Source organism: Deltaproteobacteria bacterium IMCC39524, from assembly GCA_029667085.1.
In the GTDB taxonomy this organism is placed as follows: domain Bacteria; phylum Desulfobacterota; class Desulfuromonadia; order Desulfuromonadales; family BM103; genus M0040.
In genome coordinates this window covers 262808-277492 of sequence record JARUHJ010000004.1, presented here as the reverse complement: position 1 = coordinate 277492, position 14685 = coordinate 262808, and the positions used below count along the sequence as shown (strand labels likewise).

The window sequence follows — 14685 nt, the reverse complement described above, 5'->3', positions numbered from 1 at the left end:
TTGCCGTTTGGTGATGTTAAATTAAAAGGTTGGTCGGACAGGTAAAATCAGTATAATGTTGCCCAAACTTGCTGATGGAGGAAGATTTATGACACGGCGTTGGATGATACTCGCAGTTCTTATGATGGTGGCTCTCCCTTCCGTTTTGTACGGTCGTTGGATCAAAGATAAAGTCTACCTGCAAACTGACTCTGTAGGCAAGGTAGAGTTTAGCCACTTTGCCCATATGGAGATGGAGTCTATCGGCAAGAATTGCCCGACCTGTCACAATGAAGCCTTTCACATTGTCACCAAGAAGAATCCTGCTTTCACCATGGCGGAGATGGAAAGCGGTAAATCCTGCGGTTTTTGTCATAATGACACCAAAGCTTTCGGCGTTGGTGAAGACTGTACCACCTGCCACGCCGGTGATGTGGAAATTAACTACGGTATTGCCGAGAAAGTCATGTTCAGTCACGACGTTCACGCCGACATGTTTGGCTGCGATGAATGTCACTCCGACCTGTTTGTGCCAGAACGCAACAGTAACCGGGTTGGTATGAAAAAAATGGAAGAGGGCGAGTCGTGTGGCGCCTGCCATGACGGAGACAGTGCCTTTAGCGTCAAAAGTGACTGCAGTAATTGTCATACGAGTGCCGGGGCGATCGCCATGCAGAGCCCGGTCGGCGAAATCCTCTTCAGTCATGATGTGCACACCGATGCCTTCGGCTGCGATGAGTGCCATTCGGATATCTTCAAAGCCAAGGCTAACAGTAACCAGGTCGGCATGAAGAAGATGGAAGACGGAGAGTCCTGCGGGGCCTGCCATGACGGCGATAGCGCCTTCAGCGTCAGCGGCGACTGTGTGACCTGTCACAGCAATGCTGCTGATATGGCCATACAGGCCAAAGATGTCAACGCTGTTCCCTTCAGCCATACAATTCACACCGAAATGTTAGGTTGTGCAGAATGTCACCCGGATATTTTTGTCGCCAAAGCCAATAGCAACCAGGTGGGTATGCAGCGTATGGAAGCCGGTGAGTCGTGTGGTGCCTGTCACGATGGTGACACCGCTTTTGGTGTTGGCGAAGATTGCACCACCTGCCATCTTGGTGAATTTACCTACACGAAAGATATCCCGATACAGAGTACGGTGGGTGGGATAGTCTTCAGCCATGTCGTCCACACCGAAATGTTCGGTTGCGACGAATGTCATCCGGAGACCTTCAGGGCCAAGGCTAACAGCACCCAGGTCGGCATGAAAAAGATGGAAAGCGGAGAGTCCTGCGGTGCCTGCCATGATGGCGATAATGCCTTCAGTGTCAAAGCCGATTGCATAAGTTGTCATCAGGGCGCAGAGGATATCCCCATCCAGAGTACGGTGGGAGCAATTGTTTTCAGCCACGATGCACATATCGAGATGTTCGGTTGTGACGAATGTCATCCGGACACCTTTAAAGCCAAAGCCAACAGCAACCCGGTCGGTATGAAAAAGATGGAAACCGGAGAATCCTGCGGCACCTGCCATGATGGCGATACCGCGTTTGGTGTCGCAGGTGACTGTGTGACCTGTCACAGCAACGCCGCTGACGTGGCGATTCAGGCCCAAGATGTCGGCGCTGTTCCTTTCAGTCATGACGTCCACACGGAGATGTTCGGCTGTGGAGAATGTCATCCGGATCTTTTTGTCGCCCAGGCCAACAGCAACCAGGTCGGCATGACCAGGATGGAGGATGGCGAATCCTGCGGTGCCTGCCATGATGGCGACTCGGCTTTCGGTGTCGGTGAGGCTTGCACCACCTGTCATACCGGCGCGCTGACCTACACGAAGAATGTCGCTATCAAGAGTGGCGTCTGGTCCATTCTTTTCAGCCATAAAAATCACACCGAAAACTTCTCTTGTGGCGAATGCCACCCCGATGTGTTCAGGGCCAAAGCCAACAGCAACCAGGTCGGGATGAAAAAAATGGAAGACGGCGCGTCCTGCGGGGCCTGTCACAACGGAGAAGACGCTTTCAGCGTCACTGGCGATTGTGCCGAATGCCATGCCAGTTCCGTAGATGTGGCAATTCAGACAAAAAATGTCGGGACCATCCCCTTCAGTCACGCGGAGCACGGCAGAATGTTCGCCTGCGACGAATGTCATCCGGACATCTTTAAGGCCCAGGCCAACAGTAACCAGGTCGGCATGAAGAAGATGGAGGACGGTGCGTCCTGCGGGGCCTGTCATGATGGAAGGACAGCGTTTGGTGTCAAGGGCGATTGCAGCAGTTGTCATAGCGGGGCGGTGGATGTTGCCATGCAAAGTACGGTGGGCGAGATTGTCTTTAGCCACGGTGTGCATACCGAAGACTTCGGCTGTGATGAATGCCACCCGGATATTTTCGAGGCCAAAGCCAACAGCACCCAGGTTGGCATGAAGAAGATGGAGAGTGGAGAGTCTTGCGGCTCATGTCATGATGGCAGTACGGCTTTCGGTGTTGCAGGGGATTGCATCACTTGCCACCAAAAGGCAGTTGACGTGGCGATACAAACGAAGAATGTTGGCGTCGCTCCTTTCAGCCATAGTATTCACACGGAGATGTTCGGCTGCAGTGAATGTCATCCCGATCTGTTCAGGGCTAAAGCGAATAGCAACCAGGTGGGGATGCAGGCGATGGAATCCGGTGCCTCGTGCGGGGCCTGCCATAACGGGGGGGATGCATTCAGCGTCAAGGAAGATTGCACCAGTTGCCATTCCGGCGATGTTGCTTACCAAGCCTTTGGCAAGACGATCTTTTCGCACGCGATCCATCTTGACAATTTCGGCTGTGACGATTGTCACCCTCGCCTGTTCCAGGCACGCCGCGGCGCAAACAAGGTGGCCACCATGGATGACATGGAAATTGGACAATCCTGTGGCGCCTGCCACAACGGAGGGAAGGCCTTCGGGGTTGAAAATTGCGATCCCTGTCATATTAAGTGATTCTTTGTCGAGGGTGCAGACGAAACAGGGCGACAGGTTTATGACCTGTCGCCCTTCAGTTTGCTGGCAAGGTTTAGTCTTGTTTTTGTAGTTGGAAATGAAGATAGGGTAACAGATCGTTAATCTGTTGCTCTCCTTGTTGAACTTTTGGCTTCAGAGACAAAAGCAAGATCGTCGGGGTTGCCCGACAGCAACGTCATTTTCTTTGTAGCGGCAAAGAAAACGAAGCACAAGAAAGCTTGGCGCTGCGCTGGGCAAGTTTTACTCGATTCATTCTGGTGGCAAATATTATTAGAATAAATCTTTGGCAGTCTACGCATCCCCCGCTAGCTCCGAGGCCCTTTAGAACCTCTATGACTCTGGTTCATGTTACTCAAAGGGGTGTTTTTGTCTTTTGCTGCAAAAGAACACGAGCTGGAAGGCCCTCGCCCAGGGCCGGATTCTTTATTTGTGCCGCATCTTAAAGGCTATGAAATCAGGCAAAGGAGTTGCCCTCCGCAAGGAGTAAGGCCTTTTTTGCATCCTTTTTGTGGCCGCTTGGACAAAAAGGATGGCGTCTGGCGGCACGCGAGCCGCCGGTTATGCTTTGATCTTAAAAGTAAAGAGCAACAGATTAACGCTTTTTTGCCCTGAGACTACCGAAAAAAACGGTTCTATAACCCTTGCTTCACCCTCCAGCAGTCGTCAAAACCAACTTCCCGTGTTTCACACCCTTGGTACCGATCAGCTCATCAGCCAATCTTTTGACCTGGGCGGCTGTACCGCGCACCACGATGACTTCCAGGCAATGGTGGGTGTCGAGGTGAACATGCAGCGCTGAGATGATGGCATCGTGGTGTGAATGCTGATGCTCGGTCAACTTGTCGGACAGGTCACGGGTATGATGATCGTAAACCAGGGTAACCGTGCCGACCGTTGCTGTGGTGTCGGCATTTTCGATCTGGTCTTCAACCAGTGCACTACGAATCATGTCGCGGATTGCCTCGGAGCGATTGACGTAACCCTTGGAGGTGATCAGCTGGTCGAAGCTGTCGAGCAGGCTTGGGTTTATTGATATTCCGAAACGGGCAAGTTCTGTCATCTCGTCCTCACGTATGTGTCTTTAGAATACAAAGGGTAATTTAATGTCTTTGCTTCTGCACAGGTTGATATTTTCTGCGAATCTTTACATGGGAGTTTTGCAAGGGTCAAGAATCTTGCCTGCTTAGCGATTCTTATGAACTTCTCATCCACAGGCTGTCCACGGGTTTTTGCACAATATATAGTGCGGTGCGGAGATTTTTTTAACTATATCTAGTGTTTTACTCTTGCCATTTTCAAGCGGTGTGTTACTTTTCAAGAGGGTTTATTTTGCTTGGGGGAGGATGCTGTGTTGGAATTTATTCGTAAGAGAGACGGTCGGCTTGTAGCCTTTGAAGAACAAAATATTATCTCTGCCATTCAGAAGACGGTTAAGGCCGTCGGTGGTTCGGATATGCAACAGGTCTCCGACATCGGCCGCCAGGTTGTCGGCATCCTTGAAGTCATCTACAAGGATGGGCGGATTCCGACTGTTGAGAATGTTCAGGATCTGGTCGAAAAGATCCTCATCGAAAATGGTCATGCAAAGACCGCCAAGGCCTACATCCTCTATCGCCAACAACACGCTTCCCTGCGTGAAACCAAGGCCATTATCAAGGAATCGATCGAATCGATGGATTCCTATCTTACCCAGGAGGACTGGCGGGTTAATGAGAACGCCAATATGGGTTACTCTCTGCAGGGCCTGAACAACCATATCGCTTCCAACGTTACCAGCAACTACTGGCTGAACAAGATTTACCCCCACTATGTTGCCGACGCTCATCGCGCCGGCGACTTCCATATCCACGATCTTGGCATGCTCTCGGTCTATTGCTGCGGTTGGGATCTTAAAGACCTCCTCCTCAAGGGCTTCAGCGGCGCTTACGGCAAGGTCCAGAGCGCACCTCCCAAGCACTTCCGTACCGCTCTCGGTCAGGTCGTCAACTTCTTTTATACCTTGCAGGGCGAAGCTGCCGGTGCCCAGGCCTTTGCCAATTTTGACACGCTGCTCGCACCCTTCATCCGTTACGACGGACTTTCGTATAAGGAAGTCCGCCAGTCGATGCAGGAATTCATCTTTAATATGAATGTGCCGACCCGGGTCGGTTTCCAGACACCTTTTACCAATATCACCCTGGATCTTGCTCCCCCGCGTGATGTCGGCAAGGAAGCCATTGTTATTGGCGGCCAGTTGATGGATGCGACTTACGGAGACTTCCAGGAAGAGATGGATCTTTTCAATCGGGCTTTCTGCGAGGTGATGATGGAAGGCGATGCTTCCGGTCGCATCTTCTCCTTCCCGATTCCGACGGTTAATATTACCAGTGAACTCGATTGGGACAGCCCTCGCTTCAAGCCCGTCTGGGAGATGACGGCCAAGTACGGTATTCCTTATTTCAGCAACTTCATCAATTCCGACATGGACCCCGAAGATGCCCGCTCCATGTGCTGTCGATTGCGACTCGATAACCGCGAGCTGCGGAGACGGGGCGGCGGTCTGTTTGGATCCAACCCTCTGACCGGGTCGATCGGAGTGGTGACTCTTAACCTGCCCCGGGCGGCATACCAGGCTGAGGACATCGAAGGCTTCTTCGCCAGGATCTCCGACCTGATGCGCATCGCTTACGAATCTTTCGAGATCAAGCGCAAGCAGTTGGAGCGTTTGACAGAAGAAGGGCTCTACCCCTACAGCCGTTTCTACCTGCAGGGGATTCGCGAGCGCAGTGGTCGTTTTTGGGACAACCACTTTTCCACCATTGGCCTGCTGGGTATGAATGAGGCTATGCTCAACCTGGTCGGCAAGGGCATTGATACGACAGAAGGTAAGAGTCTCTCCGTGCGTACCTTGCAGTTCATGCGCAGCCAGTTGGAAAACTATCAGGAAGAAACCGGTCATCTCTACAACCTTGAGGCAACTCCGGCAGAAGGAACCAGCTTCCGCCTGGCTCGTGCGGATAAGACCCGTTACCCTGATATTATTACTGCCGGAGATGCCGAGCCTTACTACACAAACTCGACACAGCTCCCCGTCGGTACCACGGATGATATTTTCCAGGCGCTCACTCACCAGGATTCACTGCAGACTCTCTATACTGGCGGCACTGTGTTCCATGGTTTTTTGGGCGAAAGGCTGGAAGACTGGCAGAGTGCCCGGCTCATGGTGAGGCGGATTGCCGAGAATTTTCATCTACCCTATTTTACGCTCAGTCCGACTTTTACCATCTGCCCGGAGCATGGTTACATCTCCGGTGAACACTTCGCCTGTCCGCATGTGCATGAAGGGCAGGCTGCTTAGAGTCTGATTCCGAAGGTGGCCGACCTCAGGTTTGTTCTTCACGGAATCGACGAGGGAAAGACCACTAGAATCAAAGACTTATTAACTGGGATGTGCAGGATAGGCAGGATGGTAGGCAGACAAACCAAAGCTTTTGAGATTTTTGCTTTTGAGGCTTTATCCTGTTCATCCTGCTTATCCCTGTAAATTAAAGATTGTGTTGTTCTGATTATCAGTCTGGCGTAGAAAGTAAAAAGTCAAAGGAGAAAGATATGTCAACCAAGTGCGCAGCTAAAACTGAAGTCTACTCCCGTGTTTGCGGTTTTTTTCGCCCCGTTCAGCAGTGGAACAAGGGTAAGAAAGCCGAGTTTGAGGATCGCCAGGAGTATGTTGTTGAAGAAGATCGTCGCTAAAACAATATAATGAACAGAGTCCTTCTCTGTGCAGGGAGAGGGTTCCTAGCAGCCAGTTCATGGTTAGTCTGACAGGCTGCGAGTAGAGTAACAACTTATGGCTATCAAAGGTTTTCAAGGAACAAGTCTTCTCGATTTTCCAGGAAGAATTGCTTCTTTGGTCTTCTGGGGTGGGTGCAATTTGACCTGCCCTTTTTGTCATAATCCAGCCCTGGTGCTTGACCCGGATACTTACCCGAGTCTGTGTCCTGACGATCTCCTGGCCGACTTGGCGGAGCGAAAGTCCTTTATCGATGGTGTTGTTGTCTCCGGTGGTGAGCCTACGCTGGGACAGGACCTTGTCCCCTTTCTTGAGGCGGTCAAGGCGTTGAGCTTGTCTGTCAAGCTTGATAGTAACGGCCTCGCACCCAAGGTAATCACGGAATTGCTGCGCAAAGGGTTGGTTGACTACCTGGCCATAGACCTGAAGACTTTGCCACAGCGTTATCCGGAGTTGCACAGCGGGCCCGTTGCCTACGAGACGCTAATTGAGACAGTTTCTCTCTGTCGCGAGGCTTCAGTAGAACTGGAATATCGAACCACTTGTGTACCGGGCTGGGTTGACGAGGATGTGATCGCCGGGTTGGGTAAATTGATCGATGGCGCCCCGCTCTGGGCCATACAGCAGTATCACCCTGAGCATGCTCTTTGTGGAGACGCCCGGGAAGTTGAAGCCTTCTCGCCGGAAAAGATACAGTCTTTTGCTGATATCGCCAGTCGTTATGCGCAGCGGGTGATTGTGCGGGGCGTGTGAGCAGGAAGGTGTTTTGTGTAATACGTCTTTACACCGAAACAGTAAGAGCTGAAACCAAAAGCCTAACGCAAAGACGCTAAGAAAAACCAGGAAAGACGCTAAGGGTGACTACTGTCACTTTTGCGTTATCGGGTTATCTTCTTTGCTCTACCAGTAACCATAGGGTCTTAAACTTTTTTTGAACAGGGATATACAGGATGTACAGGATAAAACCATAGGAACCAAATATTAGTGATTTATCCAAGCCTCGAAGATTTTGACTTTATCCTGCCTATCCCTGTTATTAATATTTCTTTTGACCTTAAAGCCTCTTGATTTGTGTGGATAAAATAGTTTTCTGCTAATCTCGATAAGTTAGTTGAGTGAAGTGGGTAACCACATTACGTTAACTCCTTACAGCCCTTGTTTGGCTTACAAGTCCCACTAAATAGGCAGAAAATAAAAAACCCGGCCAATCAGCCGGGTTTTGATTTTTGATATGAAAGTGTAGTGTCATTAAAAGCGCAGCCAAAGCAGGAAGGAGATGCTGATTATCAGCATGGCGCTGCCGGCCAACAGGTATAGAAATAGATCCATCAGGTTGATCTGTGACCAGAATTTTTTGCTGTCCATCATTTTAGGCATAATCAGCTCCGTCCATTTGTCTTTATCAAGCCTCTTTGTCTTTATGCTGAGGACTGAAAGCTAATGCAATGCATGCGCCAAGAAGGGTTAGTTGCTGGTTTTTTATGGGTAAGCTACTGAAATAACTGGAGAGAGGCCATGGCTTTGATACTCTGGCGCGGTGTCTCCTGGTCGCAGGGATTGCGTAAAAAAACTAAATGACGGCGTTCTCTACCGAAATTTGACCATATGACCTGTTGCACTTATCAGCGTTACCTTAAATGAGGCAACAGCTGACTTGGATGTGGCGGTACTAGGGATTTCCCATCTTGTGACAGAAAAGACACCGGGCCTTGGGAGGGTGCCCTTCAGGAAAAGCGATATCCTCATCGTTGTGGCAGTCTTCACAAAACTTTTCAGCGGCTTTTTTGCCTTCAGCTTTGACCAGGTCATGAAACTGGCGGTGGTCGTCGTCGTAGGGGACGCGACTGGTCGACTCGGGTGGTGCTTGCCAGAGAAAGGCGAGGATGACGATAGCGACGCCGATCAGGAGGAAATCACGTTTTTTAAGGGAAAGAGCCATTGAGGACCTCGGTTTGTTTATTACGGTATCAGTTTATTGCAGTATTGTTCCGCTTCAGAAATAGCTGGCAAGAATCTTTAGACCTGCACAGCCGGGTCAGGATAACATCACTTCACGATCACTGCAACCGGATGCGGTTGTACTCAACGCACCATGATCGCCGAGACCGGCGTTGCCTTATGGCTTGGGTGCGGAGTTTTTTCGGGTGAGTCGCTGTGGCTAATCGTTGCGAATGAATAATAGATAGATTGAAAGAAAGACAATGAAAGCCCCTCCGCCAATCAGGACCACGAGAGATTCCGTCGGCATGCCGCCTTTCAGCGAAGTATCTTGGGCGAGGGTGTATCCGAGCAGGTAAATGAATCCGGTGATAGACATAACCGTGACCAGCAGCAGACGCCAGCGCATGAAGTAGGCGATAACTGCCAGAAGCCCAATGCCGGCCAAGAAGTAGGGGTGCTCCATGACCGTTTTCACGTCCATGGTTTGCAGAAAATCCATGACCTTCTTGGTTTCAAAGTGTTTCAGGAATTCGATAACTGCGGTAAAATCCATTTAAAGCCCCCCGGCATTTGTTGCTGTTTGATCAAAGTGACATAAAAGCATACTAACATTTTTTGAAAAGTGGGCAAAGGCTAAAAACCCTCCATAAATCTTGACTTTTAAGGGTGCGCTCACTAGAGTAGCGGCCTGCTTTAAACCTAAGAAATGAGGGTTGAAACGGTGCCGGAAAGAGCGATTGGTGTCTTTGATTCAGGAGTGGGCGGGCTAACTGTTCTCAAGGAACTGCGCCGCCAGGTTCCAGGTGAAAAACTCATTTACCTGGGAGATACGGCCCGTGTCCCTTACGGTACGAAGAGCGCGACCACTGTTTTGCGCTACGCCCACGAGGCGGCACGTTTCCTCCTGGAGCAGAAAGTCAAACTTCTGGTCGTAGCATGTAATACGGCTTCGGCGGTCGCTCTTGAAGGCCTGGCGGAAGCCTACCAGGTTCCGGTGGTCGGAGTTATCGAGCCGGGCGCACGGCGTGCGATTGAAGTCAGCGTTAATGGCCGGATAGGTGTGGTCGGCACGGAAGGGACGATTCGCAGCGGCGCCTACGAACGGGCTCTGCGTCGCGAACGGGCTGATGTTGTGGTGCACACTGCCGCTTGTCCTCTCTTTGTCCCCCTGGCTGAAGAAGGCTGGGCCGGACACGAGGTTGCCCGCTTGACTGCGCGCGAATATCTTGCCCCGCTGCTCGCTGAGGGGATTGACACCCTGGTTCTGGGTTGTACACACTACCCTCTTATCAAGCCGATGTTGCAGGAGGTTGTTGGCCCACAGGTGCGACTCGTCGACTCGGCGCAGGAAACGGCCAAGGCCGTTGCGGCACAACTCAACACACATCGATTGCAAGGGCAGGGACAGCCAGCTTCAACCCCACGTTATTTTGTTACCGATATTCCGGACCGTTTTGAGCGGGTGGGCGGGGCCTTCCTGGGAGAGCCTCTACAAGGTGTGACAACGGTCAGCCTCGATTAAATCCAGTTGCTAATCAGTTTCTCTATAACCTTCAGGTTAAACGATGCCGAAATCTAATTACGAACCAAACAATTCGAAAAAGCGATCATACCGTAAGCACCTCATCCTATGGGGAGCCCTTGCTGTACTGGTCTTTGTCGTCGGACTGGTTGTGGGTTATCTCAAAACAGCTGAGGCTCCGCAAGCCCCGCCGTCGGAGTTGGAGACCTCGTTGGTGACGACCAGGGAAGTGATCCTTTATTTCGCTTCTGTTGATGGCCAGGCCCTGGTCGCCGAAACACGAGATATTGCTGAATGCCAGCAAGATGAAGATTGTCTGAGAAGCACGGTCAGGGCCCTGATCGCGGGTTCTCAAGGCGAGTTCGCCGCAATTTTGCCGGCTCAGGTTGTGCTCAATGATGTCTCGGTCGAGGGTAGCCTGGTGAACGTCGATTTCAGCCAGGAGCTGATCTCTGCGCATCCCGGTGGAACCCAGAGCGAACTGCTGACGATCTACGGTTTGGCCGATACACTCGCCGTTAATTTCCCCCACCTCCGACAGGTGAGGGTTCTGGTCGACGGCGCGCCGATAGCAACACTGAAGGGCCATGTTGATTTACGTCAACCAATCAATCCTGATTTCAGCCTGGTGGAAGAGGGGATGGCCCCTGTCGGAGGAATCCTCAGCTTGCCTGCCGGAGGGAACGAATGAGAGATTTTAGAAAAGCACTCGCTGATCGGGTTCTGGTCCTCGATGGAGCCATGGGCACCCTCTTGCAGGAGCGCGGCCTGCCGCCGGGAGGTTGTCCGGAAGAGATGAACCGGATCGCACCAGAGGCCGTAGTCGGAGTCCATGCCGAGTATGCTGCGGCCGGTGCCGATATCCTGGTGGCCAACAGTTTTGGCGGCAATCGCGCCAAGCTGGGTCACTATGGTCTGGAATCGGCCGTTGACGAGTTGAATCGCAGGGCTGTCGAGTTGGCTCGCAAGGCGGGAGGTGACAAGATCTTTGTCGGCGGTTCCGTCGGTCCGACCGGACGCTTTGTTGAACCGGTCGGTGACGCCGGCTTTGATGAGATGGTTGATATCTTTGCCGAACAGATCTCTGCTCTGGCCGGGGCCGGAGCCGATCTGATTTCTTTCGAAACTTTTCTCGATATCCGCGAACTGCGGGCCGGGGTTATCGCCTGCCGCGACGTTTGTGATCTGCCGATTATCGCTCAAATGACCTTTGATGATGCTGGGCGAACCGTGCTCGGCACACCACCGGAGGCCGCCGCGGTCACCCTTGACGGTCTGCAGGTTGATGTCATCGGTTCCAACTGCGGGCTTGGTATTGATGGTATTTATGATGTTCTCGCCCGCATGCGGCAGGTCACCAACAGGCCTTTGATTGCCCAGGCTAACGCCGGGCTGCCGATTCTCAAAGACGGCCAGACCATCTTTCCCGGGACACCGGAGGAAATGACCGCCTACCATGAGGGTCTGATCGCTCTTGGTGTCAGGGTTGTCGGTGGCTGTTGTGGTACCACGCCAAACCATATTCGGGTGATGCGGTCCGCTCTGGGAGACTACGCACAAGATTGGACGCCACCACCCCGGCGAGGATTCCTGTCCAGCCGGAGCGCCGTTGCGGAGTTTGGTGGAGACACTGCCTGCGCCCTGATCGGCGAACGCATCAATCCCACCGGCAAGAAAGCTTTTACCGCAGAGCTGCTTGCCGGCAAGACGGCTTATATCCGTCGCGAAGCGACCGGCCAGCTTGCTGCCGGAGCTCATCTCCTCGATGTTAACTGCGGTGCTCCCGGTGTTGATGAGGCGGCCTCCCTGGAGAGAGCCGTCTATGCCGTCACCGGGGTTTGTCCCGCTCCGCTGGTCATTGATACCTCAGATCTGGAGGCGCTGGAGCGGGGGCTCAAGGCCGCCGATGGCAAAGTCCTGATCAACTCGGTCAATGGTGAAGCGAAAAGTCTGGAAAAAGTTCTGCCTCTTGCGCGTCGCTATGGCGCCGCTGTGATTGGCCTTACCCTCGATGAAACGGGAATCCCTGAAACGGCTGAGGGTCGCGTTGAAATCGCCCGCCGCATTCTTGACTCCGCTTTGATCCTTGGTCTGCCAAAACAGGACCTGGTGATCGATTGTCTGACCCTGACCGTTTCTGCGGAGCAGAAGCGCGCCCTTGAAACCCTGCGTGCCTTACGGCAGGTTCGTGATGAACTGGGCCTGGCCACAGCCCTTGGGGTGAGCAATATTTCCTTTGGTCTGCCCTCACGTCCGGTTCTCTCGTCCGTCTTTTTTGCCATGGCGCTCGAGGCGGGGCTGAAGGTGGCGATCATCAATCCCAGGGATGAACGGATGATGGATGCCTACCGTTCAGCGCTGGTCCTGCTTTGCCAGGATGTGCGAGCCGAAGTTTATATCGGTCACTATGCTGAACAGGCTTCAGCAGCCCCTGCTGTAGCGCAGGGTGATACTCCTCTGGATGTTCGTCAACGTCTTGCCGCAGCGATCGTTAGCGGCGACAGTGAAGGAGTCGTTTCCCTGGTCAAGGATGCCATGCAGGAAGGGCTGGATGTTATGGCGGTCAGTAACGAGGGGTTGCTGCCCGGGCTCGAAGAGGTGGGGCGCCGTTTTGCTGATAATCGAGTCTTTCTCCCCCAGGTTATGCGGTCCGCCGAGACGATGCAGACAGCCTTTGCTTATATCAAGGAAAACTTTGCTGGTGAGAGTGGCCCTTCTCTGGGCCGCATCCTGATGGCTACAGTTGAGGGTGATATCCATGATATCGGTAAGAATATCGTTTGCACCTTGCTGGAAAACCACGGCTTCGAAGTGATCGACCTGGGCAAGAACGTGTCTGCCGCGAGAATTCTCGAGGTCGCGCAGAAGGAGGAGATCGATGCCGTAGGCCTCTCAGCATTGATGACAACAACATTGCAGCAGATGGATGTGACCTTAGGTAAGTTAAGGGACGCCGGGATTAAAGTTTTTACCATGGTCGGTGGAGCAGTGGTCACTCAAGAGTACGCTGATAGCATCGGTGCCGACATCTACGCCAAGGATGCACTCGAAGCTGTTGACAAGGTCAAGCGGTTGCTGGGGGCCGGGGACTAGGGGCTGGAGGCTAGGCTTGCACTGGCTTTTTGCTTGTGTCACAATATCTCGGTTAAAGGTTAAAAACCTAAAGGCATTCAACGCGGAGACGCAGAGACGCGGAGAAAATCAAAAAGCATCAGAGCTAAATACAAGAATCTATGGATTCCTCAGCGTCTCGAGTGGGCGCAGCGAGTGGGCGTTGATATGTTTTGAGAGCCAACACCGTAGCAGACTATAAAAGAATTGCGGAGAACTTCAGCAGATGGTCGTCGGTTTTAATCATAATTTTCGCTACAAGGGCGAGGTCTACCACATACAGACCGAAGATAGTGGGGTGAAGAGTCCCAATATCGTGACCCTTTTGTACCAGGGCGGAACGATCCTCGGATCGAAGAAAACCTCCTACGCTGATATCGCCAAAGTCGACAACCTGGAACAGGTCGTCGAAGAGTTGATGAAGGAACAGCATAAGGGTATGCTGCGCAGTCTCAAGACCGGTGAGTATGATGAGGTCATTGATCGTTTCCAGGCCGGCAAAAAGGTCGTTCCAAAAGAGGTGAAAGTCACAGCCCCAGAGGTTGTTGCTCCGCCGGCTTCGAGGCCTCTCGAGCCTGTTCGGCCAGCAGCCTCTGCAGCGCCCTCGCCACTAAAACCAGCGCCTGTTGTACCAGAACCTGCCCCCGTAACACCTGTGGTAGTACCTGCTGTGCCTGCGGCGACACCTGTCGCTGTTGACAAGAAACATGCGTCTCCAGCGGTTGAAACCAGTCTGGATGAGGTTATCCTCTCTTACTTGATGGGGGATGATTGAACGCAAACTGTGAGCCGAAGGCTGGGTGCTGGAGGCTGGGGCTTCGGGGATAGATGATCTTTAAATCTTCACAGGGAGGGCAGCGCGGCGCGATTCTGATCATGCTCCTGGTCATGGTTGTAATCCTCGGCCTTACCGCCGGTATGGCTGGCCAATCCTGGCGCAGCACCGTCCAGCGAGCCCGTGAGGCCGAACTACTCTGGCGCGGCCAGCAGTACCAGCAGGCGATCGCCAGCTACTCTTCTGTCAAGCATGGTTCGCAACAGATGTTGCCGGCCACGCTTGAACATTTACTGCGTGACCCGCGTTTTCCGGGTGTGGTCAGGCATCTGCGTAAACTATACGACGATCCGATGACCGGGGAAGAGTGGCAGTTGGTCACCGACCCGGCCGAGCGGATTATAGGGGTGCGGAGCAGCAGCGATCTGGAGCCCTTTCAGAAAGAGGGTTTTCCCAAGGCGTTGGATAAATTGACAGGCAAGAACTCTTACAGCGAATGGGAGTTCGTCTATACGCCGTCCACGAAAAACAGTAAAGCGACCAGCACGACCAAAACAACCGGGGCCGCTGGTAAACCTTCCGCAGAAGCCGCGCAATAAGGC

13 protein-coding genes are annotated in these 14685 nt (G+C 52.7%); 9 read left to right on the top strand and 4 right to left on the bottom strand.

Features of this window, described 5'->3' with window-relative positions; translation table 11 throughout:
* The first annotated feature begins 88 nt into the window (after positions 1-88).
* The gene (locus P9J64_11680) at positions 89-2944 is read left to right on the top strand and encodes a cytochrome c3 family protein (protein MDG5468980.1); all 2856 of its coding nucleotides are present in this window, start codon (positions 89-91) and stop codon (positions 2942-2944) included.
* Positions 2945-3611: 667 nt separating this feature from the next.
* Here P9J64_11680 and nikR read toward each other — a convergent pair.
* Positions 3612-4025, bottom strand: coding sequence for a nickel-responsive transcriptional regulator NikR (gene nikR, locus P9J64_11675; protein ID MDG5468979.1), 414 nt, complete (start codon positions 4023-4025; stop codon positions 3612-3614).
* Between the two features lie 288 nt (positions 4026-4313).
* Here nikR and P9J64_11670 point away from each other — a divergent pair, with 288 nt between their 5' ends.
* The 3 genes from P9J64_11670 to P9J64_11660 all read left to right on the top strand — a co-directional run bounded on the left by P9J64_11670 (position 4314) and on the right by P9J64_11660 (position 7487).
* On the top strand, positions 4314-6302 hold the full coding sequence (locus P9J64_11670; GenBank protein MDG5468978.1) for a ribonucleoside triphosphate reductase: 1989 nt from the start codon (positions 4314-4316) through the stop codon (positions 6300-6302).
* A 251-nt stretch (positions 6303-6553) separates the two neighbouring features.
* Complete coding sequence (gene nrdD / locus P9J64_11665) at positions 6554-6694, top strand: anaerobic ribonucleoside-triphosphate reductase (GenBank protein MDG5468977.1); 141 nt, start codon at positions 6554-6556, stop codon at positions 6692-6694.
* A gap of 97 nt (positions 6695-6791) precedes the next feature.
* The gene (locus P9J64_11660) at positions 6792-7487 is read left to right on the top strand and encodes an anaerobic ribonucleoside-triphosphate reductase activating protein (GenBank protein MDG5468976.1); all 696 of its coding nucleotides are present in this window, start codon (positions 6792-6794) and stop codon (positions 7485-7487) included.
* Positions 7488-7982: 495 nt separating this feature from the next.
* Here P9J64_11660 and P9J64_11655 read toward each other — a convergent pair whose 3' ends face one another.
* The 3 genes from P9J64_11655 to P9J64_11645 form a co-directional block, all read right to left on the bottom strand.
* Positions 7983-8111, bottom strand: coding sequence for a hypothetical protein (locus P9J64_11655; GenBank protein MDG5468975.1), 129 nt, complete (start codon positions 8109-8111; stop codon positions 7983-7985).
* A gap of 292 nt (positions 8112-8403) precedes the next feature.
* Positions 8404-8673, bottom strand: a complete 270-nt coding sequence (locus P9J64_11650; GenBank protein MDG5468974.1) for a cytochrome c — start codon at positions 8671-8673, stop codon at positions 8404-8406.
* Between the two features lie 219 nt (positions 8674-8892).
* Complete coding sequence (locus tag P9J64_11645; GenBank protein ID MDG5468973.1) at positions 8893-9228, bottom strand: hypothetical protein; 336 nt, start codon at positions 9226-9228, stop codon at positions 8893-8895.
* Between the two features lie 153 nt (positions 9229-9381).
* On the opposite strand from P9J64_11645, the gene murI reads away from it, so the two are divergent.
* The 5 genes from murI to P9J64_11620 all read left to right on the top strand — a co-directional run bounded on the left by murI (position 9382) and on the right by P9J64_11620 (position 14682).
* On the top strand, positions 9382-10197 hold the full coding sequence (gene murI / locus P9J64_11640; protein ID MDG5468972.1) for a glutamate racemase: 816 nt from the start codon (positions 9382-9384) through the stop codon (positions 10195-10197).
* 43 nt (positions 10198-10240) lie between these two features.
* A complete protein-coding gene (locus P9J64_11635) occupies positions 10241-10888 on the top strand; it encodes a GerMN domain-containing protein (protein ID MDG5468971.1) in 648 nt (215 codons plus the stop codon).
* A complete protein-coding gene (locus tag P9J64_11630) occupies positions 10885-13290 on the top strand; it encodes a homocysteine S-methyltransferase family protein (protein MDG5468970.1) in 2406 nt (801 codons plus the stop codon). The genes P9J64_11635 and P9J64_11630 overlap by 4 nt, the downstream gene beginning before the upstream one ends.
* 244 nt (positions 13291-13534) lie before the next feature.
* Positions 13535-14083 (top strand): hypothetical protein, encoded by a 549-nt coding sequence (locus tag P9J64_11625; GenBank protein ID MDG5468969.1) that lies wholly within the window; start codon positions 13535-13537, stop codon positions 14081-14083.
* 53 nt (positions 14084-14136) lie between these two features.
* A complete protein-coding gene (locus P9J64_11620) occupies positions 14137-14682 on the top strand; it encodes a type II secretion system protein (protein ID MDG5468968.1) in 546 nt (181 codons plus the stop codon).
* Positions 14683-14685 lie beyond the last annotated feature (3 nt).